Raw genomic sequence first — 22,469 nt, 5'->3', positions numbered from 1 at the left:
ATAAGAGTGAATTGGTATCCCTAAAATAGCATAAGGAGAAGTATATCAATGCTGATGAATATAAAGAAGATAGCGAAAAAGTTAGTGAACCGTGAAACGATTGTCTATGTTATTGCCGGAGTTATGACAACTGCAGTTAATATGGTCACATATTATGGATTATGCTACCAGGTTATGATGAACCATCTGATTGCCAATATTATAGCCTGGGTGGTGGCCGTAACCTTTGCTTATTTCGTAAATGCCGGTTGGGTGTTTCAGGATAAGAGGGCCTCTTTGAAAGAGGAATTATCGAAGATGTCAAAGTTCTTCCTTGCACGAATCTTTTCCCTTGGAGTAGAAGAGGGAGGGCTGTTCCTTTTCGTAAACCTGATTCATTGGAACAACATGGCTGTTAAGGCAGGGCTGGCTGTAATTGTAATCGTTATAAATTATATCCTAAGCAAATTTTATATATTTGTCGAAAACAAAAAAGACACCGCAGAGGCATAGATATGCGTTCTTTGCTGAATGTCTTATAATGGATAGGAAATTTCCTGCGGACTATTAAAATATAAACTATGAAAACGGCAGTAAGAGTACTTTTTAAGAAATACTCTTACTGCCATTCTATTTTTATATTTTGGTGGACCAGTTAGAGCAGTCCCAGACCTTCGTTGCAAAGTCTTCATAAAAGTCAGTCTCATGGCAGATAAGAAGGATACTTCCGCGGTATTCCTTAAGGGCGCGTTTTAATTCATCTTTGGCATCAACGTCCAGATGGTTGGTAGGCTCATCTAACAAAAGAATATTGGTTTCCTTATTTATTAGTTTGCATAAGCGTACTTTTGCCTGCTCACCGCCGCTTAAGACCCTTACCTGGCTCTCGATATGCTTTGTAGTAAGGCCGCATTTGGCAAGGGCAGAACGTACCTCATATTGGGAATAGGAAGGAAATTCACGCCATATTTCCTCGATACAGGTATTATTTTTCGCACCGCTCATTTCCTGTTCAAAATATCCCTTAAACAGATAATCACCTAAGATAACCTTACCTTCCAGGGGGGAAATAAGACCAATGATACTCTTAAGTAACGTTGTCTTACCGATACCATTGGCGCCCTTTAGTACGATCTTATCCCCGCGCTCCATGGCAAGTGTCAGGGGTTTTGAAAGAGGCTCGTCATAACCAATTACAAGATGCTCTGTCTGGAAGATATACCGTCCTGCGGCTCTGGCCTCTCTGAAGTTAAATTCGGGCTTGGGCTTTTCTTTGGCAAGCTCAATAACGTCCATTTTGTCCAGCTTCTTCTGCCTGGACATTGCCATATTCCTGGTGGAAACTCTTGCCTTGTTTCTGGCAACGAAGTCCTGAAGTTCGTTTATTTCCTGCTGCTGTCTCTTATAAGCACTTTCAAGCTGTGCCTTCTTTATCTCGTAGACTTCCATAAATTTATCATAATTGCCGGCATACCGTGTCAGCTCCGTATTCTCCACATGATAGATGATATTTATTACGCTGTTTAAGAAGGGAATATCATGGGAGATAAGGATAAAGGCATTCTCATATTCATTCAGGTAGCGTTTCAGCCACTCAATGTGGATGGTATCCAGATAATTAGTCGGCTCATCCAATAGCAGAATATCAGGTTTTTCCAATAACAGCTTTCCTAAGAGGACCTTGGTACGCTGCCCGCCGCTAAGCTCTGTTACATCCATATCGAGGCCAATGGCATCAAGTCCCAATGCATGACTGATTTCTTCTACTTTGGTATCTATAATATAGAAATTATTGTTATCAAGGGTTTCCTGTATGGTACCGAACTCCTCCATAATACCCATTAGAGTATCGGAATCTGCATCAGCCATCTGATTGCATAAATCGTTCATTTTCTTCTCCAGTTCAAAGAGATAGGAAAAGGCAGATTTTAAGACCTCCCTGATAGTCATTCCTTTTTCCAGAACGGAGTGCTGGTCAAGATATCCCACTCTGACATTCTTAGCCCACTGTACGGTGCCTTCATCCGGCATCAGCTTTCCCGTAACGATATTCATGAAAGTGGATTTGCCTTCTCCATTGGCACCAATCAGTCCAATGTGCTCCCCCTTTAAAAGGCGGAAAGATACATTATTAAAAATAGCCCTGTCACCAAAGCCATGAGTGAGATTTTCAACGTTTAAAATACTCATAAGTACTCCTTGCAAATAATTCTTTCTGATTTCTTAAAAGTCACTTAATAAATTATACATATTTTTTTAATATTTTCAAGAGAAATGTATGCGGTATTGTATTTCTTTTCATTTTTGTGAATATCTGATATAATAACAGTGATAATATGAAAATTAAAAGGCAATTTTCACTTCCTATTTGGGCAGGGAATTTACAATTGCAAATTCCCCATGCATGGGTTTGGAGAGTAAAGAAATTTACACAGAATTTACACTGGCAAAGTATGTTGCTGCTATAATGGTACCACCCTGCATTTATATCTTCGTATAAAAAATCCGTGCAGGTAAAATATAAAACAGGAAGACAAAAATGGCTTCCAGGAGGTAATAGTTTGATCACTTATAGTGAAATTAAGAAGATTCCACAGATAAAGACGTATATACAGAAAGCAGATGAAGCCTTGGGAGCTTTGGGATATACCGAGCACAGTTTTGCCCATGTGGGACTTGTGGCAGAAAAGGCAAAATATATACTTACCACTATGGGGTATCCGCAAAGAACAGTGGAACTGGCACAGATAGCGGCTTATATGCATGATATCGGGAATGTGATAAACCGTGTTGACCATGCCCAGAGCGGGGCAGTCATGGCATTTCGTATTCTGGACAGACAGGGGGTGGATGCGGAGGATATTGCGGTAGTTATATCCGCTATCGGAAACCATGATGAGAATACTGCCTTTCCGGTAAATGAGGTAGCAGCAGCTCTTATATTGGCAGATAAGACGGATGTACGCTATACCAGGGTAAGAAACCGTGATCTGGCAAGCTTTGATATTCATGATCGGGTAAATTATGCCGTTAAAGAGGCAGAGACAGTTATAAACGAAGAAAAGAATAAGATAACCTTAAGCTTGACTATTGATACGGAGTTCTCCTCGGTGATGGATTATTTTGAAATATTTTTGGACCGCATGGTTTTATGCAAGAAGGCCGCCCAGAAGCTGGATTTAAGGTTCCAACTGGTAATAAACGGTCAGAAGGTGTTATAATAAAAGAAAAATATAAGAGGTATCAATATCCATGGAAACAGAGAGAAAATTCTTGCTTCGCAGGCTGCCGGGTAATCTTGCAGACTATGAGAAAAAGAAAATTGAACAGGGATATCTTTGTACGAACCCTGTTATTCGGATAAGAAAAAGCAATGAAGAATATTATATGACCTATAAGTCAAGACTGAATGTACAGGCTGACAGCAGAGTCGCACTTGTCTGTGAGGAAGTGGAGCTTCCGCTTACAAAAGAAGCATATTACCATTTGCGGGAAAAGGCAGATTCCAGACTGATAACAAAGAACCGCTATCTGATACCTCTTTCTGATGGACTGAAGGCAGAACTGGATATCTTTGAAGGAGAGCTTAAAGGGTTAATCTTTGCAGAAGTAGAATTTAAGTCAGAAGAGGAGGCAAAGGATTTTAAGATGCCGGATTGGTTTTTGGAGGAAGTAACCTTTGATGACCGGTATAAGAATAATGTTCTTGCTATGACTGAAAATCTTTCGGAATTAAAGCTTGGCTTAACAAAAGAGGAAAGTGACTCTTAGTGTAAGATGTCACTTTCCTTTGCTATTCTAATCTCATTGGTGTAGTCGTTCAGCTTGCCGAATTTTAAGACAGCTTTAAAAAGATCACCGTCCAGCTCAATGTCAAAGGTTCCTTCCTGTACGGCAGCCAGGCTCTTGGAAATGGACAGGCCAAGGCCGCTTCCTTCTGTATTTCTTGAAGAATCACCTCTTACAAAGCGTTCCATCAGCTCTTCCGAACTGATATTAAGCTTGGCCGCCGAAATATTCTTTACGGATACTACTGCCATGTCCCCTTCGGCATAGATATTGATGTAAGCTCTGGTGCCGCTTAAGGCATATTTTACAACATTGGAAAATATATTTTCGATAATACGGTAGGTGCTTCTGCCGTCTGCCATAATATAAAGCGGTTCCTGTGATACCGTAAGTACCGTCTCAATCTTATGGTCGGCGAACTTGTCTTCAAATTCCCCAAGAGACTGTCTAACGAGCTCTACAAGATTTAAACACTCAAGATTTAATACCAAAGTGCCGGAAGAGGCTTTTGAGGCTTCTACAAGGTCTTCTATTAATGTCTTAAGACGCCAGGTCTTACCTGAAAGCACGTCCAGATAACCTTTGGCGGTTTCATTATTAAGATTCTCCTTTTTCAGCAAATCCACATAATTAATAATGGAGGTCAGAGGTGTCTTAATGTCGTGGGAGACATTTGCAATAAGCTCAGTCTTTAAGCGTTCGCTTTTTACCTTTTCATCCACTGCGGCGGAAAAGCCTTCGCTGATATTATTAATGTCGAGGGCAAGGGAAAGGGCAGGCTCATGCATATTTTCAACCGGTATCTTGTGATTGAGATCGCCATCTGCCAGCTTTTTCGTTTCCAGGCTTATTATCTTAAAATCAATTACCTGCTTAATTGTTACATAGAAAAGAATCAGGTAACCCAGAATACTGACAATCAGAAAAAACTGTATCCGATGAGGAACTAAGGCAAATTTATAGATAAGAAAGCCTGCGGTCTCAATAGCGGCAAAAAGGAGGAGAAGTCCGGCAAAGCGGAAGGTAATGCTCCTTTCTGCGAAAAATTTCCTGATAAAATCCTTCAGTTTAAGTCCAAAGATACGAAGGTAGGAATCCGAAATCAGAATATTCTTTTTCACTCTGCGGACCAGGCTTAAAAGGCCGAACATGCAAAAGGGATACAGGATAGAATACCCGATTCCAAGAAGAATAGAGTAATCAAAACTATAACCGTGATACAGGTACTTGCACAGTTTTACGGAAACCGTGTAAAGGATGGCAATACCGCCGGTCAGCAGAATAAGGCCGGATTCCGTTTTCAGCTTATCAAAGCCTAACAGCACAATCTCATCCGAATTCTTTGAATGTCCGGTAAAGAATACGGTGAGGATTAAAAATACCAGGAGCATAACAAAGGATATGGGAACCGGATGCAGGGAATTGGAATAATTGCGGTAAAGGAGATTAAAATGATGGTACATGGTACCGAATTCATCTGCTTTATTGGGGAAATTATTCACAATAGTGGTGCAAATGATATAGTCACCGCGGTTGGTTTCCGTGTTGTCCGTTCCGTTTATAACATTTCCTTTGATATAATCAATAACCCAGCTTAGATTTTCGTCATTAAGGTACTGGTAATTGCGGTTTACGTTCGTAGCATATTTTTCGGTTTCCGTATTGATAATAAGGTATGCACTGTTGGTCAGCTTGACATGCTCCAGATATTCCTTGAGCGTCATCTTGTTTTTGTCTTTCTCATTGGTCTTATAGACCTTGTTTTCAAGACCGGCAGAAGCATAGACATCACCTGTTTTGATATTCTTTACATAGTAAAGGAAATTGCTGTTGGTCTGGTTTAAGATAGCGTTATAATAATCAAATTTTTCCTGTTCACTGCTGGCATCGGTATTCTTCTTTTTTGTTTTGGGGTTGTACACTTCTTTTTCAAAAAGTGAGGAAATATCAGAAGAGGAGGAATCAAAGCCGATACTGCCGGAATATCCTTTTTCCCTGTAGTCTACATACACAGCAACTCTCTCTACATATTTTAAAAACTTATTTTGGAATTCAGAAGTTTCCTTAAAATCCATAATATTTGTCGTGTAGGAATCAAGATACGTAAAAATATGGTAAGTCCCGATTGTCAAAGTTAAACCCGACAGAAAGAGTGCTATATGTATCAATATTTTAATATACACAGAGCCTTTGATTCTATTCATAAAAACACTGCCTTTCCCAAATGACTAATATTTTTCAACCTTGTATCCAATACCCCAGGCCACCTTTAAATATTTCGGTTCCTTTGGGTTGATTTCAATCTTTTCACGAATGTGTCTGATATGCACTGCTACAATATTATCTGCGCCATAAGAGGGTTCATTCCAAATCAATTCATAGATTTCATTGATGGAATATACCCTTCCCTTGTTTTTGACCAGTAATTTTAACAGATTATATTCAATGGGAGTAAGTTTGATCAGCTCTCCATCCACATAAACTTCTTTTCTGTCATCATTTACAACAAGTCCGCCGGAAGAATAGATATTTTGTTCCTCGGATACAATGCTGCCAAGCTTTGTATATCTTCTTAAAGCAGACTTTACCCTTGCGATGAGCTCCAGAGGGTTAAAGGGCTTGGTAATATAATCATCGGCACCGACATTTAACCCAAGTACTTTGTCACTGTCCTCGGACTTGGCAGTCAGCAGGATAATGGGGAGTGTGCTGTTGTTTTCCCTTAATTTCATGGTTACACGGATACCGTCCATTTCCGGCATCATAATATCTAAAAGAGCAAGGTGAATCTCTGTGGACTCGATAACGTCCAGAGCTTCCTTGCCGTTATAAGCCTTAATAATGCTATAGCCTTCTGCACTTAAGTATATTTGAATTGCATCTACAATTTCTTTGTCATCATCACAAACCAGTATAGTATACATAGTATCCCTCCGAATCTGTTGTATTCTTAAAGGTCATTATATCTTATTTTGTGTAAAACATCCAGTATTTATAAATAGAAAACTGAATAATTATAGTTTTCTGTGAAGGAAAAGGGTAGATTTTTTATGCCGGATATTTTATAATGTAAAACATTAAAAGCGATAATGTATAAAGTTTATAATTATGCAAAAAAGTAACAGGTGAGAGATAGAGGCAGGAGGAAAAGTCATGTATAAAATATTAAAAAAAGAAATCCTGGCGCCTAATATTTATCTGATGGATATTGAGGCAAAAAGAGTAGCGAAATCCTGCTATCCGGGGCAATTTGTCATAGTTAAGATGGATGAAAAGGGAGAACGTATTCCACTTACCATTTGTGATTATGACAGGGAAAAAGGAAGTGTAACAATCGTATTTCAGGCACTCGGTTCGTCAACAAAACGCATGGCTGGCTATGAAGAGGGGGAGGAATTTATGGATTTTGCCGGCCCCTTAGGAAACAGATCGGAATTAATTGATGAGCCCTCCACGGAGCTTCATGAAAAAAAGATATTATTTGTGGCAGGCGGTGTCGGTACCGCACCGGTGTACCCACAGGTGAAATGGATGAAGGAACAGGGACATGAGGTGGACTGCATTATTGGAGCAAGAAACAAAGACCTGATTATTCTGGAAGAGGAAATGAAAAAGGTTGCAAAGAATGTCTATGTGGCAACGGATGACGGTTCCTACGGCTTTAAGGGAAATGTGAATGACTGCATCAAAGACCTTGTAAAAACCCAGGGAAAGCATTATGACTGCGTGATAGCCATCGGACCCGTCATTATGATGAAGTTTGTCTGTCTCCTTACAAAGGAACTTAAGATTCCTACCATTGTAAGCATGAATCCCATTATGGTGGACGGAACCGGAATGTGCGGAGCGTGCAGGCTGACAGTGGGCGGGAAGGTGAAGTTTGCCTGCGTGGACGGACCGGAATTTGACGGGCATCTGGTGGATTTTGATGAGTCCATGAAAAGGCAGCAGATGTACAAAACTGTCGAAGGAAGAGCCGTTTTAAAGGAAAAAGAAGGAGAAACCCATAAAGGAGGCGGCTGCGGCTGCAGTGACCCCACGGATAGATAGGAGCTAAAGAAATGGATGTATTAAAAAAAGTACCTGTCAGAGAACAGGACCCGAAAGTAAGAGCACATAACTTTGAAGAAGTATGTTTGGGATATAATGAGGAAGAAGCAAAGCTGGAAGCACAGAGGTGCTTAAAGTGCATGAATGCCAGATGTATCGGGGGATGTCCTGTTAATATTGATATTCCGGGTTTTATACGGGAAATTGAGAAAGGCAATCCGGAAGGCGCCTATAAGGTTCTAAGCAAGTACTCAGCCCTTCCTGCGGTTTGCGGAAGAGTATGTCCCCAGGAAAGCCAATGTGAAGAAAGGTGTATCAGGGGGATAAAAGGAGAGCCTGTATCTATCGGTAAATTAGAGCGTTATGCTGCCGACTGGGCAAGAGAAAATGGCATTAAGCCGGATAACACCGCAGAAAGAAACGGCAAAAAGGCAGCTGTCATCGGTTCCGGTCCTGCCGGCTTAACCTGCGCGGGTGACCTTGCAAAGATGGGGTATGATGTGACAATATTCGAGGCGCTTCATGAACCCGGCGGAGTATTGGTATATGGCATACCGGAGTTCCGTCTTCCCAAGGAAAGTGTTGTTAAGAGTGAGATTGAGAATGTAAAAGCTCTTGGTGTCAAAATAGAAACCAATGTGGTAATCGGAAAATCCGTTACAATCGATGAGCTTATGGAAGAGGAGGGCTTTGAGGCTGTTTTTATCGGTTCAGGAGCAGGACTTCCAAAGTTTATGGGAATTCCGGGGGAGAATGCAAACGGTGTATTTTCTGCCAATGAATATCTTACTAGAAATAACCTGATGAAGGCATTTGATTCCAGTTATGATACCCCCATTGCGGCAGGGCATACGGTAGCAGTGGTAGGCGGCGGTAACGTGGCAATGGATGCTGCAAGAACAGCTCTAAGGCTTGGGGCAAAGGTTTATGTCGTTTACAGAAGAAGTGAAGAGGAGCTTCCTGCCAGGGTAGAAGAGGTCCATCATGCCAAGGAGGAAGGAATCATATTCAGATTCCTGACAAATCCCACAGAAATCCTTGTGGATGAAAACGGATGGGTGAACGGAATAAGATGCGAAGAGATGGAACTTTTAGAGCCTGATGCTTCGGGAAGAAGAAGGCCGGTGCCTAAAAAAGATTCAGAGTTTGAGCTTCCGGTGGACACGGTAATCATGTCACTTGGAACCAGCCCTAATCCCCTGATATCTTCTACTACGGAAGGGCTTGATATCAATAAATACAATTGTATCATTGCTGATGAGGAAACAGGAAGGACTACAAAAGAAGGAGTCTTTGCCGGGGGGGATGCGGTAATTGGTGCGGCTACGGTAATTCTGGCTATGGGTGCAGGAAAAAAGGCTGCTGCTGCCATTGATAAGTATCTGACGGACAGGCAGGAGAGTACCTGATAAATCAGGTGCGACTGTGCAAAGTGCAAAAAATGATTGCTATATCAACGGTTTATTGGTATAATATGTTGTAAAACAGGCTCTGTATAAAAGGAGAGTCCAGGAAAATTGGGGTACGATAATGTTAAATGCTATGATTAATCTTGAGTCACAGGGGGAGGATAAGAAATATATTATTCCATATCTTACTGGTAATATATTCTTTATAGTGGCTGGCATAGGGATACTTCTCCTAATCGTATTTGCAATCCTCCATTATAAAAAGAGTAGGGCTTATAAAGCTTTGGTAGGACAGAAAGAGGAATTGGCAGAGGAATATCATATTCTGGAGGCCTCTTATGAAGAAGCCGTAAATACCAGAAACCAATATCAGGCAAAGAATGAAGAGCTTAAGAAAAGTAATGAGAAGCTCAAAAAAACAGCATATACGGATCTTTTGACGCAGCTTCCGAACCATTATGCATTAACGGAGCTTTTGGATAATATCATGTTAACCCTTCGGAATGAAGAAGTGGTAGCTCTTATGTATATTGATGTGGATGATTTCAAGCAGATTACTGACAGTCTGGGACACTCTTATGGAGATGAACTGCTGATTGATATTACCCACCGGTTGAAACAGTCCATTGATGAAAATGATTTTCTGTCAAGGCTGGGAAGCGATGAATTTGTCATTCTGACACAGAACTTTACCGATATCGGTGAATATGAAGATAAGATTAAAAAGATTCTTAAGGTATTCGAGTATCCTTTTGTGTTATCCCTTAAAGAATATTTTGTTACCGTAAGCATTGGTATTGCGATGGCACCAAAGGACGGCAAGACAGCACAGGTACTTTTAAAAAGTGCGGATACTGCGATGTACTCTGCTAAAATAACCGGCAAAAATACCTTTGCATATTTTAAGCCTGCCATGAATGACCGGATAATGGAAAAGATACAGAACCAGGCAGAACTTAGGCGTGCGATTGAGAAAAAGGAATTCGTGGTCTATTACCAGCCGCAGATTGATTTAAAGACGGATAAGATTACGGGCTTTGAAGCTCGGGTAAGATGGGAGCATTCCGAAAGAGGAATTTTAAAGCCGGCTGAATTTATAAAGCTCTCAGAAGAAACCGGTCTAATTGTACCAATTGGTATGATCGTTATAGAAGAAGCATTAAAGAAGCTAAAGGAATGGCAGGATAAGGGCTATAAGGATCTTACTATAAGTATAAATATATCGGTAAGGCAGCTAAAGGACAATGACTTCTATCATAAGGTAAAAGATCTCATAGAACAGATAGGGGTTAATGCGGCAAGCATAGAGTTAGAGATAACAGAATCTGTAGCCTTGCAGGAGAGTGAGCATGCCAGATATGTTATAGAAGCCCTGAATGAGCTTGGCATATCCTTTGCCCTGGATGATTTTGGAACAGGTTATTCTTCTATGAATTATTTGAAAATATATCCCATCAGTAATATTAAGATGGATAAGAGCTTTTTAGATACTTTGTTTACGGATGATTTCAATAAGAGTATTATAGAATCAACCATAGCCCTGGTACAGAGCATGAACCTGACAGTAACAGCGGAAGGAATAGAAAGCTGTGAACAGGAGCAGTTTTTAAAGAGCGTGAGATGCAATAAGGCACAGGGTTATTTATACAGTGAAGCGCTGCCGGCAGACCAGGCAGAAGCATTTTTGTTAAGTAATCGGTAAGGTAAACATATTGCTGCATTTTTATTAACATGGAGATGTGGCTGTTGCAAACATAATTCAAATGATAGAAGAAGCTCTATAGCTTTCAGTAATACACTGAAAGCTATAGAGCTTCTTTTGTGAGGCCTGATATAAAATGCAACCGTCTTTTGGCTTAGTTCAATTCTTTTTTTGAAGGGTTGGTATGTCGCTGTTATGAAGAACTCCTCTGCTAAGATAGAAAAACAAAAGAGACAGGAGGGCTTCCCACAGGCTTAAAGCAAACAGACCATAGTAAAAGGCGGCAATAATACCGGGAGCCATGGCAAAAATAATAAAGAGTAAATAAATTATAACTAACAGGCCCTGACTGATCACATCCTTAAATATACGCTGTGACAGTAAATTGGCTGAAACAAGGAAGACTGAAAACAGGCTGCGGACCAAGGCACAGAGTATGGCAGTCATTGGATTCCAATTTGTAAAAAGCAGAGGCAGGAAAAACATGAATATGCTTTCCAGAGTATGCTTTACAATCACTTCGGCGTTGCTCCAGATAATTTTCTTAAAAGAAGACTCCGGTATCAAATAAATATAATGAGTATAAAGCTCCTTTAATCCTCTTCCTGTGCCGATAAAGAAGCTCTGTAAGTACATGGATATAGAAAGTACCAGAATGGGACCTACACTGCTCTTACCCAAATAAGCCGCGATATTGGCACCGGCTATCATAAGAAAGGAACTGCCGTCAAATAAGAAGAATCGGTTTCCTCGGGAGGATTCCAAAAGATGCTTGTAGAACAAAGCCTTTGGGCCCATTCCTTTTAGTTCCCTTTTTCCTTTTCTTATTTTCTTAGAGGTATTGGCCATAGCATTGATATTTCCCTCACTGATTGCTCTTTTCTTTTCAAAGGCAGTTTCTGTGGCAACTAAAACATCCTCATAGTAATCCGAGTGGTACAGGATAATCACAGCCAAAAAGAATATACCCATAAGCAGGGTCAAAATCAGGTTATATCCCATTCCCTGCATATTTCCTGACAGGTAGTTCCTAAGACCTTCCGTTATCCAGCCTGCCACAGGAATCAGTTTCAGTGCTCCCTTCTCAACACAAGAAAGCAGAGCAATATTAAAATTACCGCTTCCCTGAAAGTTATACAGAAAAAACAGCCCCAGCAGAAGAAAGGGTGCAAAGGCGATTGCTTTAATAATATTCTTACGGTTTCCCTTTTGATTGGAGATAATATAAATGGACAGAGACATGAATTCGAACAGGAGAAGTGCCAGCACATATCCTCCAAAGAAAAGAAACAAATCCAGAGTCGTAAGTCCCATGGAAATAAAAGTATTTGCCTGTAATAACAGGAAGATGCCTCCCAATAAGCTTTTGCCTGCCTGTGAACAGATTCCGTAAACCAGTATGTGTTTGGGGTTTACGGGAGCGCAAAACAGCAGGTTGACATCACTCATATCAAAAAAACTGCTGCCGGAGGAGAGACCCTTTGAAACGGCGTTAAAATAAAAGATAACGAGATAAAAGGCAAAAAAGATACAAAGCCATTGTATTTTACCGTAAGAGGCCTGAATGGCAGGCATTTCAAGAGAGATGAGCAAGGAATAGGCAAGAACTCCGAAGGCAAACAGGTAAAGCACCAGATGGGCAGGCTTGTGAAGTAAACGGATAAATTTATTTTTTATGATTCTTGAGGTCAGATATAAAATACTGTTCATGATTTTAACTTCTCCTCCGGTTTATTTTGAACTGCTGCCGCCAGGATACGCAGAGCCTTCTGTAATGGCAAAATAGATAGCTTCCAGACTGCTGCTGCCCTTAAGGTCTTTTCGCTTTTTGTTTTCCATAATACTTCCGTTCTTCATAATGTAAGTCGTATCCCAGGTCTCCTCCATGCTCTCGATCATGTGAGTACTTATGATAATGGAATTCCCTGCTTCACGTAAAGCGGTTATCATCTGCTTAAGTTCTCTGATAGCATGGGGGTCTAATCCCACAAAGGGTTCATCAAAGATAACGGCCTTCGGGCGGGGCAAAAGAGCACAGCAGATACTGACCTTTTGCTGCATACCTTTTGAGAGTTCCTGTCCCAGTTTCTCTTTCTTATCCAGCAATTCGAAGCGGGTCATAAGGTCCTTGCCATATTCCTCCCAGTTCTTTAACCGGTAAGCCCTGGCAATAAACTGGAGATGTTCCTCAACCGTTAACATAGGATACATGGCAGGAAGTTCAGGGACATAGCCTAACAGTCTTTTGGCTTCAATACTGTGATTATCAAAGCCATTAATCATGATAGAACCCTCAAAGCGCAGCAGTCCGCAAATGCATTTAATCAAAGTGGATTTGCCTGCTCCGTTGGCGCCAAGTAAAACAGTTATTTCACCGTCACTGGCTGCCAGATTGATGTCGTTATTGGCAAGGGTACTGCCGTATCGCTTGGTAACATATTTAATCTCAATCATAATATCTTTGTTTAACTCCTTTCATGAACAGCAAAGCATTGAATGGAAATATTATACATGAAAGCACTTAAGAAGTATAGCAGAAAGTGGTATCATTTATGATAGACATATATTGGATTATGAAATATAATTACTCTGATAATTTAAAGGCAGCAGGAAGGAGGCAGGGTTTATGTCTATTAAAAGCAGAAGAGGAGTTCCAAGCTTTATAGCAGCCGAACTGCTTCTTTATTTGATATTTATGACAGGGGATATCTGCGGGTATCCAAAGTCAGGCACGGTAACTGTATTAAAGTTTGTATCCATCCTTTTGTGCAATGTTTTTGTTTTGGCATGTGCCACCCAATATAGAAAAACGGATAATTATCTTCTTGCCGGTGCGTTGCTTTTCACGGGGATATCGGATTACTTTCTTTTATTTACAGAGGATTTTACCTTTGGAATGTTTACCTTTTGTGTGGTACAGATACTTTATTTGATACGTCTGCAGCTTTTGGGAAAGGAGAATAGCAGAGGAAAAAGAGGAATATTTGGCTGTCTTCTTACCAATGTCCTATTGTGGGCATTTGTATTGTTTATGCTCTATAAGCTTAAGGTACCGGTTGACCTGTTATTGACTATAGCTGTTTTTTATTTCCTGTCTATTTTGCATAATGTCATTACCGCCGTAAAAAATGCAGTATACTGCCCGGACAGAAAAAACCTTGTATTTGCGGTGGGCATGATTTTGTTCCTCTTTTGCGATATCAATGTCGGAATCTATAATATGAGCGGATTTGTTTCTGTTGGAAATACAGTCTTTCGGAAGTTATATGATTTTGCAGAAATTGCGATGTGGATGTTTTACCTTCCGGCACAGGTGTTCATTGCAGTGAGTGGTAAAATTAGACAAAATGTATAAAATATAAAAGAGATTTTGTTTATCTTTCTTAAGGGTTTTTGTTGAAAAATTTGGTATAATCTGTTATTATACCTGTATGATAATTTATACATGAACTTAATGGCTGCTCTGTTTTTTGTTCAAAAGTATTTGTCAATATCATTCCGGTTAATCTAAGCTGTATTCATTTTCTATTCTATCTGGTGTATTCCCCAAAGCTGTTCCAAAAGAAAATACTAAAATAAAGGAGACGCATATGCAGGATAAGTTTTATAAAATAATTGATAAGAATTATGGGGAAATAAAAGAAAATATATTCTACAGAATTATAAACTATGAGAAAAATAAAAGAACGTTATCCCAAATACCCTATCTGCCCTTTTTGGATCTTGCAGTAACCTTTTATTACATGATTCAAAACAGCAGTGAGTATATCAGTTCTATTCCCATAACCAACAGGCATTTAAAGCGATGGAAAGTTAACTTAAAGACAGTTATGGAACAGGCAGTAGAGAATACACCCAGAATATTTCCTGTTAAGATAAACAGCATGGAAGAGGAAATAAGAGCTTTGACAACAGAAGCTGCTTTTCAGGAGGGACATTCTATGTATGTCATCTCCAATACCATAGGAATAAATGGAGCAAGCTGCCTGTTATACAAGGAGCCTATAAAACTTTTAGCAGAAAAGCTGAATGGAAACTTCTATATACTGCCAAGCAGTATCCATGAAATTATAGCAATAAAGGATACGGGTCTTTTTGAGAAAGAAGAGCTGGCCAGAATGGTAAAAGAGGTCAATATGACTCAGGTAGCAGAAGAGGACTATTTATCTGACAGCATTTATTATTATTGCAAAGAAGAAAAAAGAATTACTGTGGCATAGTGTGAAAAATAAAAAATATTTTTCACATTTCTATTTAAGCAGTATCGCAGGAGGACCTGCGATATGCATGGGTGTTAGTGTGAAAGAGAAAACATTATTCAAAATATATTTTCATAATTTCAATGCATTTGTACATCCTATTAGGTGAATTTAATCCCAAGGAGGAATAAAGCTATGGAATTTTTGAAAATTGCATTCTTATCAATGGGGTCGCTTGTAGTTCTGTTTATATTAACCAAGCTTATGGGCGATCGTGAAATGTCAGAGCTTAGTATGTTTGATTATATAATAAGCATAACCATCGGATCTATTGCTGCAGAAATGGCTACTTCGCTGGAGGATGACTATAGAAGGCCGCTTCTTGCTATGGTCATCTATGCTGCAGTTTGCATTATAATATCACTTCTCACCTGTAAATCTATTAAATTACGAAGGTTTTTTGAAGGACATTCTCTCATTCTGTATCAAGATGGGAAGATATATGAAAAAAATATGCTGAAAGCCAAAATAGATGTTGATGAATTCCTTTCTATGTGCAGGGTATGCGGCTACTTTGATTTAAGTGAAGTGCATACGGCAGTATTGGAATCCAACGGAAAGTTAAGTATCCTTCCCATGGTAAAAAACAGGCCCGTTACGCCGGAAGATATGAACCTGAATCCGACCCAGAGTTTTCCTATGGCAAATGTCATTATTGACGGCAAGATTTTACAGGATAATCTAAAGTGGGCAGGGAAAAACGAAGCCTGGCTGGAGAAGCAGATGCATGCCCAGGGAATCAAGGATATAAAAGAAGTAATGCTTGCAACCTGTGACAGCAGCAATAACCAGTTAAATCTTTACGTAAAGGTTCAGAGTGTATCAAAAAATGATATGTTTCAGTAAAATACCATATTTACAAAATACAGATGGTTTTAACTTATATTTTTAGAAAGGTCCATGGTGTGATTCCAGAAGGAAAACACAGAAAATATAAGCTAAAACCATCATCTGTCTTAGGGAATATTCTCTGTGGCTGCCTTAAACCGGTATCAGCTCTTGCTTGCATTATTATACCGCAGCGGATATAATTGTTTATGACTTAAGGTACATAAGTAATCTTTTAAGAACAGGCGGAGGAAGAATGTCTAAATTATATTTTAAATACGGCTGTATGAACAGCAGCAAATCAGCCAATTTGTTAATGATTAAGCATAATTATGAGGAGCAGGGGTTCAGGGTCTTATTAATAAAGCCAAAGGTAGATGACAGAGACGGAGAATCCATTATAAGATCCAGAGTGGGTATTCAAAGTGACTGCATTACCCTTGATGATTCCAGCTCTGTTTATTCTTGCTTTGATATAGATAAAACGGATGTAGTTATGGTGGACGAGGCACAGTTTTTAAGTGAAGAACAGGTAAATGAATTGTATCAGATATCCTTTAAGGTGCCGGTTATGTGCTTTGGGCTGTTAATCGATTTTACCCAGCATCTTTTTCCCGGAAGCAAAAGACTGGTTGAGCTCTCTGAAAGTATCCAGGAAATTAAAACGGTATGTAAATGCGGAAAGAAAGCTACAATTAATGCCAGGTTTGATCAAAACGGAAGAGTAATGACAAAAGGGGAGCAGATAGATATTGGCGGAAATGAGAAATACCGGGCACTGTGCAAGGAGTGTTTTGAGAAGTTAAAAGTTTCCGGTAATGAATGAGAGAATCATAAAAAAAGGCAACAAAAAATGCACCTAAAGGGACTCGAACCCCCGACACGAAGCTTCGGAAGCTTCTGCTCTATCCACTGAGCTATAGATGCATAAACACATTCTACAATAAATTTTGTATTTGGGCAAGCAATTTTTTAAATTTTTCGAAAAATAGGAAAAATGCCATAATGTGCCATAAATTGTTACGGAATTATTAAATATGTTACAGAAAATAAAATTAATGTATTGCAAAATCTCCTAATGTCTGTTATCATATATTATAGTTGCTATGTATTATTGATTGGAACAGTTTAAAGGAGATAACAATGAAACTTAGATATAAAAAGATAATTGCAATGGTTACTGTTTGTACTATGGGAATTGGAATGGTTACATTTTCCATCACCAGAGAAGAACAAAACAAATCTACTGCGGTAGAAAGACAGGCGAAAATCTTAAATGCTTCTGACACAGAAGAAAGCGGTAATGCCTCCGATGATGCTACTCCGAAAGCAGCTGTGGCTTCAGCATCCATATTCAATACAGATGCTCTGACTCCAACCCCTGCTTCAGATACAGCAAATGGGGATAATTTGTTTTCAGTAGAAAGTAACCCTTTACAAAAAAATGAAAACGAAGAAATTAATGCACTTATTACGAAATATTTGAATGCAAAGTTAAGCGGAAAGATTGAAAAATTTGAGGATATAGTAGATAACACAGAGCTTTTGGATATAAAAGATATTAACAGAAAGACAAAATACATTGATAAGTATGAGAATATAGACTGCTATACGAAAAAGGGACCGGAAGATGGCTCTTATGTGGTCTATGTATATTATGACCTCAAATTATCCAGTATAGATACTCCTGCACCGGGCATGAATGAATACTATGTAAAGACCAACAATGACGGAAAGTTATATATTTATCTTGGCAAGATTGATGAAAAGACGGAAGGATTTCTTACAAAGCTTCGTGCGTCTTCTGATGTTGAGGAACTAATCTTTTCTGTAAATGATAAGTTTAAGACTGCGCTTAAGACGGATGCTTCTCTGTCAGAGTTTTATACAAAGCTGGAAGATTCTGCGAAGAATGTTTCTGCAAACGAATAATAAAAATTAATATCTGCTATTATTGCAGCGAAGTTCTCGGATAATGCGATGCATTTTCCGGAGCTTCGCTGTTTCTTTCCCCCAAGATGCTTGTACTTTTTTCCATGGACTGTTATAATAAAGAAATATAGCCTGAAAAACGCATTGTATTTTTCACACCCATTATTTATGCAATATCGTAAGCAAGATTGTGATATGCATGGGTATCAGCTTATAATAATTGAGACGTATTTGTATAATAATACAAGTATCAGATAGGAGCCGTTATGGCAAAGAGAACGAAAAAATTATTACAGATAGATGAAACGCCAGCAACAGGAGAAGAAGGTATAAGGCTGAACCGTTATTTAAGTGATTCGGGAGCCTGCTCCAGAAGGGAAGCTGACAAGCTTATAGAAAAAGGGCAGGTATCGGTAGATGGAGTGCCGGCGGAGCTTGGTATGAAGGTAACAGAAGGACAGACCGTACTCTTAAACGGGCTGCCCGTTAAAAGAGAAAACCGACTTGTCTTTATTGCGCTTAATAAACCCAGAGGAATCGTCTGTACCACTGACAGGCGGGAAAAGGACAATATCATAGATTTCCTGAAGTTTGATAAAAGAATATATCCCATCGGAAGACTGGATAAAGACTCCGAAGGATTAATTTTGCTGACAAATGACGGCAGTATTGTGAATAAAATTCTGCGGGCAGGCAATTATCATGAAAAGGAATATATAGTTACCATAGATAAGCCTATTACGGCAGACTTTTTAAAGAAAATGGCAGAAGGTGTTCCGATTCTTGACACGGTTACAAGACCCTGTAATATAAAAGCATTGGATAAATATACCTTTCAGATAATCCTTACCCAGGGACTTAACCGCCAAATCAGGAGAATGTGTGAACACTTAGGATACAAGGTTCTGACACTAAAAAGGATCCGTATTATGAATATCCAGCTTGGGCATTTGCAGATAGGCGGATACCGGAATGTAACGGAGAGGGAAATTGCTGGTCTCACAGAAGCTATCAAAGACTCTGTAAATGAAGTAATTATAGATGAGAAATATACAGAGAACAGACCGGCCCCCAAGAATATTAATACTAAAAAAGATATTAATACTAAAAAAGATATTAATACTAAAAAAGATATTAATACCAAAAAAGGTGTTAGTACCAAAAGGGACGTTAATATCAAAAAGGATGCTAATACCAAAAGAACATTCAGTCATAAAGAGAATACTGCTGCCAAGGGAAAGATGCGGGGCAGCGGCAGAAAAAAGTAAACTATAGACAGGAAGGGTATCAAAAAGGGATATGAAGGAGAAACTGGAGAGGCAAAAAGAGCTTGTTAAACTGTTGAATGAAGCAGGGAGAGCATATGAGCAGGAAGATCGTGAAATAATAAGCAATTATGAATACGATAAGCTCTATAACGAACTGCTCATGCTGGAACAGGAAACAAAAACAGTATTAACCGGAAGTCCTACAATAAAAGTAGGATATGAAGTACTAAGCGAACTGCCAAAGATGAGGCATGAATCACCAATGTTATCCCTTGATAAGACCAAGGAAACAGAAAATCTTAAGGACTGGCTTGATAACCAAAAGGGATTGCTTTCCTGGAAAATGGACGGGCTGACTATTGTATTAACCTATCGGGAAGGAAAGCTTTTTCAGGCAGTAACACGAGGAAATGGTGAGATTGGGGAACTTGTTACCAATAACGCAAAAGTATTTAAGAATCTGCCTCATACAATCCCCTATACCGGTGAACTTGTATTAAGAGGAGAGGCGGTAATCCGTTACTCTGATTTTGAAAAAATGAATGAAGAAATCCCGGAGACAGAAGCAAAGTACAAAAATCCCAGAAACCTGTGCAGCGGCAGCGTAAGACAGTTAAATAATGAGATAACGGCAAAGCGAAATGTAAATTACTATGCCTTTACTTTGGTAAAAGCGGATAATGTGGACGACTTTCAGAATTCCAGAGAAAAACAGCTTCAGTGGCTCCAGGGTATAGGCTTTGATACGGTGGAAAGTAAGACAGTAACCAGGGAGAGCCTTGAGGATACGGTTGCCTGGTTTGCAGCCAGGATTCCGTCTTTGGATGTGCCCTCGGACGGACTTGTTCTAACCTATGATGATATTGCCTATGGAGTCTCCTTAGGCTCAACAGCAAAGTTTCCGAGAGACTCCATTGCTTTTAAATGGAAGGATGAAATAAAGGAAACGGAATTAAGGGAGATTGAGTGGAGTGCTTCCAGAACAGGGCTTATTAACCCAATAGCGGTCTTTGAGCCGGTTGAACTGGAAGGTACGACAGTAAGCCGTGCCAGTCTTCATAATATCAGCATAATGGAAGGACTTAAGCTTGGTATCGGTGACACCATCAAAGTATACAAGGCTAATATGATAATTCCACAGGTGGCAGAGAACGTAACACAAAGCGGTAATATTATGATACCGGACAAATGTCCCGTATGCGGCCAGGAGACAAAGATAAAAGAAGAAAACGATGTAAAGGTACTTGTCTGTACAAATGAAGAATGTCTTGCAAAAAAAATCAAATCCCTTACCCATTTTGTAGGCAGGGATGCTATGAATATCGAAGGGCTTTCAGAAGCTACTATCGAAAAGTTCTTAAGCAAGGGTATCATTCATGAGGTATCCGGTCTCTTTCATTTGGAAGAATATAAGGACATCATAACAGAAATGGAGGGTTTTGGGGAGAAGTCCTATCAAAATCTCATAGCTTCTGTAAACAAGGCAAGAAATACCACAGCAGCGAGATTTCTTTACAGCCTTGGAATACCGGGAATCGGTCTGTCCACAGCAAAGCTGATCTGCCGTGAATACCAGAGTGATTTTACTCTCATTCAGACAGCAGAAGCAGAAAGGCTTACCGGAATAAACGGTGTCGGTGATGTTATAGCAACGGCTTTTGTGGATTTCATGAAGAAAGAAAGCAATCAAAAGATGATTGCAGAATTACTGAAAGAAATAACCCTTGAGATACAGGAAAAAGAAACAGAAACAGTTCCTTCCGCCCTGATGGGAAAAACCTTTGTAATTACCGGTTCTTTGGAGCAGTTTGAAAACAGGAATGCCTTAAAGGAGCTTTTAGAAGAAATGGGGGCCAAGGTAACCGGATCGGTGACAGCCAAAACCGATTATCTGATAAACAATGATAATCTCTCTTCTTCTTCCAAAAATAAGAAGGCAAAAGAGCTTGGGATACAGATAATCACAGAGGATGAGTTACTTAAAATGGTGAAACAGGGAGAGTAATAATTCTATTAACGAGTATCCAATCAAAGATTGGATACTTAGAAAAGAGGTTAGTATGCCAATAAAGGTACAAAGTGAATTACCGGCAAAACGTGTGCTGGAAGATGAAAATATATTTATTATGGATAAAGCCAGGGCTATTCATCAGGACATCCGTCCGCTTCGTATAGCCATTTTAAATCTCATGCCGTTAAAGGAGGATACAGAGGTACAGCTTCTGCGCAGCTTATCCAATACTCCTTTACAGGTTGATATTACTCTGCTGACAACAGCCTCCTATGTTGGAAAGAACACCGCCTCCAATCATCTGGACCAGTTCTATCTTAATTTTGACGAAGTGAAGCATCTGAAATTCGACGGTTTGATTATCACAGGAGCACCGGTAGAGCAGATGGAATTCGAGGAGGTTACATACTGGGAAGAATTAAAGACTATCATGGATTGGTCAAAGGCCAATGTAACTTCCACCTTCCATATATGCTGGGGAGCCCAGGCAGGGCTTTACTATCATTATGGTATCCCCAAGGTAAATCTGGAGAAAAAATTATTCGGTGTCTACAAGCACCATGTATTAAACCGCAAGATACCGTTAGTCAGAGGATTTGATGATGTCTTTTATGCACCTCATTCCAGATACACAACCGTATCTACCGAGGAAATATTAAAGAAGCCGGAACTTACAATCCTTGCAAAGTCCCAGGAAGCAGGGGCTTTCATTGTAATAGCTGATAACGGTAAGCAGATATTTGTTACAGGTCATCCCGAATATGACAGGCTTACCCTGGATAAGGAATATAAGAGGGATGTAGATAAGGGCCTTGAAATAGAATTGCCGGGAAATTATTATCCGGACGAACTTACCTATGTAAGGCCGGAACTTACCTGGAGGGCACATGCCAATGCCTTGTATACAAACTGGCTCAATTATTACGTGTACCAGGTAACGCCCTATGAACTATAAGGTGTACTTGGTAATAATCAGAGTAACTCTTTATGATTTATAAACCAAGCTTCATTGAATTTTTGCTCTTAAAAAGGCTCTACTCACCAAAATATATTTCATCTTTTAAAATTAACAACGCAAAAATGCCCGACTGACTTTATTCAGCCGGGCATTTTTGCGTTGTGTGTCCGGCATGGTGCAAGCTAACCGGTCTTAGGGGACAAAAAATGATATATAACTTTTAATCTTAATCATTTCAAGAGGATTATTTTTTCATAAAGAAGAGAAATAGTAACAAGAATTTG

The 22,469-nt window shown here is 39.5% G+C and carries 19 protein-coding genes and 1 tRNA gene; 14 read left to right on the top strand and 6 right to left on the bottom strand.

Going from position 1 to position 22,469, the window contains the following annotated elements:
- Window positions 1-48 precede the first annotated feature (48 nt).
- Window positions 49-492, top strand: coding sequence for a GtrA family protein (locus BUF11_RS21320; RefSeq protein WP_084558806.1), 444 nt, complete (start codon window positions 49-51; stop codon window positions 490-492).
- Between the two features lie 123 nt (window positions 493-615).
- Here the strand turns inward: BUF11_RS21320 and BUF11_RS21315 are convergent, their stop codons facing one another.
- Window positions 616-2,169 (bottom strand): ABC-F family ATP-binding cassette domain-containing protein, encoded by a 1,554-nt coding sequence (locus BUF11_RS21315; RefSeq protein ID WP_073590903.1) that lies wholly within the window; start codon window positions 2,167-2,169, stop codon window positions 616-618.
- Between the two features lie 371 nt (window positions 2,170-2,540).
- Between BUF11_RS21315 and BUF11_RS21310 the strand changes: the two genes are divergently transcribed.
- Together BUF11_RS21310 and BUF11_RS21305 are read left to right on the top strand one after the other, a co-directional pair.
- Window positions 2,541-3,200, top strand: coding sequence for an HD domain-containing protein (locus BUF11_RS21310; RefSeq protein ID WP_073590902.1), 660 nt, complete (start codon window positions 2,541-2,543; stop codon window positions 3,198-3,200).
- Window positions 3,201-3,231: 31 nt separating this feature from the next.
- A complete protein-coding gene (locus BUF11_RS21305; protein ID WP_073590901.1) occupies window positions 3,232-3,750 on the top strand; it encodes a CYTH domain-containing protein in 519 nt (172 codons plus the stop codon).
- Here BUF11_RS21305 and BUF11_RS21300 read toward each other — a convergent pair.
- Window positions 3,747-5,972 (bottom strand): sensor histidine kinase, encoded by a 2,226-nt coding sequence (locus BUF11_RS21300; protein WP_073590900.1) that lies wholly within the window; start codon window positions 5,970-5,972, stop codon window positions 3,747-3,749. The genes BUF11_RS21305 and BUF11_RS21300 overlap by 4 nt on opposite strands.
- A 24-nt stretch (window positions 5,973-5,996) precedes the next feature.
- Window positions 5,997-6,692, bottom strand: a complete 696-nt coding sequence (locus BUF11_RS21295; RefSeq protein WP_073590899.1) for a response regulator transcription factor — start codon at window positions 6,690-6,692, stop codon at window positions 5,997-5,999.
- Between the two features lie 229 nt (window positions 6,693-6,921).
- On the opposite strand from BUF11_RS21295, the gene BUF11_RS21290 reads away from it, so the two are divergent.
- The 3 genes from BUF11_RS21290 (at window position 6,922) to BUF11_RS21280 (ending at window position 10,929) form a co-directional block, all read left to right on the top strand.
- Window positions 6,922-7,818 (top strand): sulfide/dihydroorotate dehydrogenase-like FAD/NAD-binding protein, encoded by an 897-nt coding sequence (locus BUF11_RS21290; protein WP_073590898.1) that lies wholly within the window; start codon window positions 6,922-6,924, stop codon window positions 7,816-7,818.
- A gap of 11 nt (window positions 7,819-7,829) precedes the next feature.
- On the top strand, window positions 7,830-9,227 hold the full coding sequence (gene gltA, locus BUF11_RS21285; RefSeq protein WP_073590897.1) for an NADPH-dependent glutamate synthase: 1,398 nt from the start codon (window positions 7,830-7,832) through the stop codon (window positions 9,225-9,227).
- A gap of 121 nt (window positions 9,228-9,348) precedes the next feature.
- Window positions 9,349-10,929, top strand: a complete 1,581-nt coding sequence (locus BUF11_RS21280; protein ID WP_073590896.1) for a putative bifunctional diguanylate cyclase/phosphodiesterase — start codon at window positions 9,349-9,351, stop codon at window positions 10,927-10,929.
- Between the two features lie 159 nt (window positions 10,930-11,088).
- Here BUF11_RS21280 and BUF11_RS21275 read toward each other — a convergent pair whose 3' ends face one another.
- A complete protein-coding gene (locus BUF11_RS21275) occupies window positions 11,089-12,639 on the bottom strand; it encodes a putative ABC exporter domain-containing protein (protein ID WP_073590895.1) in 1,551 nt (516 codons plus the stop codon).
- Between the two features lie 21 nt (window positions 12,640-12,660).
- Complete coding sequence (locus tag BUF11_RS21270) at window positions 12,661-13,383, bottom strand: ABC transporter ATP-binding protein (RefSeq protein WP_073590894.1); 723 nt, start codon at window positions 13,381-13,383, stop codon at window positions 12,661-12,663.
- A 172-nt stretch (window positions 13,384-13,555) separates the two neighbouring features.
- Here BUF11_RS21270 and BUF11_RS21265 point away from each other — a divergent pair, with 172 nt between their 5' ends.
- The 4 genes from BUF11_RS21265 to BUF11_RS21250 all read left to right on the top strand — a co-directional run bounded on the left by BUF11_RS21265 (window position 13,556) and on the right by BUF11_RS21250 (window position 16,842).
- Window positions 13,556-14,284 (top strand): lysoplasmalogenase family protein, encoded by a 729-nt coding sequence (locus tag BUF11_RS21265; RefSeq protein ID WP_073590893.1) that lies wholly within the window; start codon window positions 13,556-13,558, stop codon window positions 14,282-14,284.
- Between the two features lie 235 nt (window positions 14,285-14,519).
- Window positions 14,520-15,149 (top strand): DUF5688 family protein, encoded by a 630-nt coding sequence (locus tag BUF11_RS21260; protein WP_073590892.1) that lies wholly within the window; start codon window positions 14,520-14,522, stop codon window positions 15,147-15,149.
- A 174-nt stretch (window positions 15,150-15,323) separates the two neighbouring features.
- The gene (locus BUF11_RS21255; RefSeq protein ID WP_073590891.1) at window positions 15,324-16,034 is read left to right on the top strand and encodes a DUF421 domain-containing protein; all 711 of its coding nucleotides are present in this window, start codon (window positions 15,324-15,326) and stop codon (window positions 16,032-16,034) included.
- Window positions 16,035-16,272: 238 nt separating this feature from the next.
- Window positions 16,273-16,842 carry a thymidine kinase gene (locus BUF11_RS21250; protein WP_073590890.1) on the top strand — a complete coding sequence of 190 codons (570 nt, stop codon included), beginning with the start codon at window positions 16,273-16,275 and terminating at the stop codon, window positions 16,840-16,842.
- 28 nt (window positions 16,843-16,870) lie between these two features.
- Here the strand turns inward: BUF11_RS21250 and BUF11_RS21245 are convergent.
- Window positions 16,871-16,943: transfer RNA gene (locus tag BUF11_RS21245), tRNA-Arg, on the bottom strand.
- A gap of 216 nt (window positions 16,944-17,159) precedes the next feature.
- Between BUF11_RS21245 and BUF11_RS21240 the strand changes: the two genes are divergently transcribed.
- From BUF11_RS21240 to metA, 4 genes are all read left to right on the top strand, one after another.
- Complete coding sequence (locus BUF11_RS21240) at window positions 17,160-17,948, top strand: hypothetical protein (RefSeq protein WP_073590889.1); 789 nt, start codon at window positions 17,160-17,162, stop codon at window positions 17,946-17,948.
- Window positions 17,949-18,214: 266 nt separating this feature from the next.
- A complete protein-coding gene (gene rluF / locus BUF11_RS21235; protein WP_073590888.1) occupies window positions 18,215-19,216 on the top strand; it encodes a 23S rRNA pseudouridine(2604) synthase RluF in 1,002 nt (333 codons plus the stop codon).
- Window positions 19,217-19,247: 31 nt separating this feature from the next.
- Window positions 19,248-21,221 carry an NAD-dependent DNA ligase LigA gene (gene ligA / locus BUF11_RS21230; RefSeq protein ID WP_073590887.1) on the top strand — a complete coding sequence of 658 codons (1,974 nt, stop codon included), beginning with the start codon at window positions 19,248-19,250 and terminating at the stop codon, window positions 21,219-21,221.
- 55 nt (window positions 21,222-21,276) lie between these two features.
- On the top strand, window positions 21,277-22,182 hold the full coding sequence (gene metA / locus BUF11_RS21225; RefSeq protein WP_073590886.1) for a homoserine O-acetyltransferase MetA: 906 nt from the start codon (window positions 21,277-21,279) through the stop codon (window positions 22,180-22,182).
- Window positions 22,183-22,469 lie beyond the last annotated feature (287 nt).

This window comes from Anaerocolumna xylanovorans DSM 12503 (assembly GCF_900143645.1).
Classification (GTDB): Bacteria; Bacillota; Clostridia; order Lachnospirales; family Lachnospiraceae; genus Anaerocolumna; species Anaerocolumna xylanovorans.
The sequence above is the reverse complement of the archived record's forward strand: the minus strand, read 5'-3'. Positions and strand labels throughout refer to the sequence as shown.

What these genes read in the sequence shown, in the direction of transcription:
- BUF11_RS21320 (WP_084558806.1), top strand. Translation starts at nt 49, where the DNA reads ATGCTGATGAATATAAAGAAGATAGCGAAAAAGTTAGTGAACCGTGAA.
- BUF11_RS21315 (WP_073590903.1), bottom strand. Translation starts at nt 2,169, where the DNA reads ATGAGTATTTTAAACGTTGAAAATCTCACTCATGGCTTTGGTGACAGG.
- BUF11_RS21305 (WP_073590901.1), top strand. Translation starts at nt 3,232, where the DNA reads ATGGAAACAGAGAGAAAATTCTTGCTTCGCAGGCTGCCGGGTAATCTT.
- BUF11_RS21300 (WP_073590900.1), bottom strand. Translation starts at nt 5,972, where the DNA reads ATGAATAGAATCAAAGGCTCTGTGTATATTAAAATATTGATACATATA.
- BUF11_RS21295 (WP_073590899.1), bottom strand. Translation starts at nt 6,692, where the DNA reads ATGTATACTATACTGGTTTGTGATGATGACAAAGAAATTGTAGATGCA.
- BUF11_RS21290 (WP_073590898.1), top strand. Translation starts at nt 6,922, where the DNA reads ATGTATAAAATATTAAAAAAAGAAATCCTGGCGCCTAATATTTATCTG.
- gltA (WP_073590897.1), top strand. Translation starts at nt 7,830, where the DNA reads ATGGATGTATTAAAAAAAGTACCTGTCAGAGAACAGGACCCGAAAGTA.
- BUF11_RS21280 (WP_073590896.1), top strand. Translation starts at nt 9,349, where the DNA reads ATGTTAAATGCTATGATTAATCTTGAGTCACAGGGGGAGGATAAGAAA.
- BUF11_RS21275 (WP_073590895.1), bottom strand. Translation starts at nt 12,639, where the DNA reads ATGAACAGTATTTTATATCTGACCTCAAGAATCATAAAAAATAAATTT.
- BUF11_RS21270 (WP_073590894.1), bottom strand. Translation starts at nt 13,383, where the DNA reads ATGATTGAGATTAAATATGTTACCAAGCGATACGGCAGTACCCTTGCC.
- BUF11_RS21265 (WP_073590893.1), top strand. Translation starts at nt 13,556, where the DNA reads ATGTCTATTAAAAGCAGAAGAGGAGTTCCAAGCTTTATAGCAGCCGAA.
- BUF11_RS21260 (WP_073590892.1), top strand. Translation starts at nt 14,520, where the DNA reads ATGCAGGATAAGTTTTATAAAATAATTGATAAGAATTATGGGGAAATA.
- BUF11_RS21255 (WP_073590891.1), top strand. Translation starts at nt 15,324, where the DNA reads ATGGAATTTTTGAAAATTGCATTCTTATCAATGGGGTCGCTTGTAGTT.
- BUF11_RS21250 (WP_073590890.1), top strand. Translation starts at nt 16,273, where the DNA reads ATGTCTAAATTATATTTTAAATACGGCTGTATGAACAGCAGCAAATCA.
- BUF11_RS21240 (WP_073590889.1), top strand. Translation starts at nt 17,160, where the DNA reads ATGAAACTTAGATATAAAAAGATAATTGCAATGGTTACTGTTTGTACT.
- rluF (WP_073590888.1), top strand. Translation starts at nt 18,215, where the DNA reads ATGGCAAAGAGAACGAAAAAATTATTACAGATAGATGAAACGCCAGCA.
- ligA (WP_073590887.1), top strand. Translation starts at nt 19,248, where the DNA reads ATGAAGGAGAAACTGGAGAGGCAAAAAGAGCTTGTTAAACTGTTGAAT.
- metA (WP_073590886.1), top strand. Translation starts at nt 21,277, where the DNA reads ATGCCAATAAAGGTACAAAGTGAATTACCGGCAAAACGTGTGCTGGAA.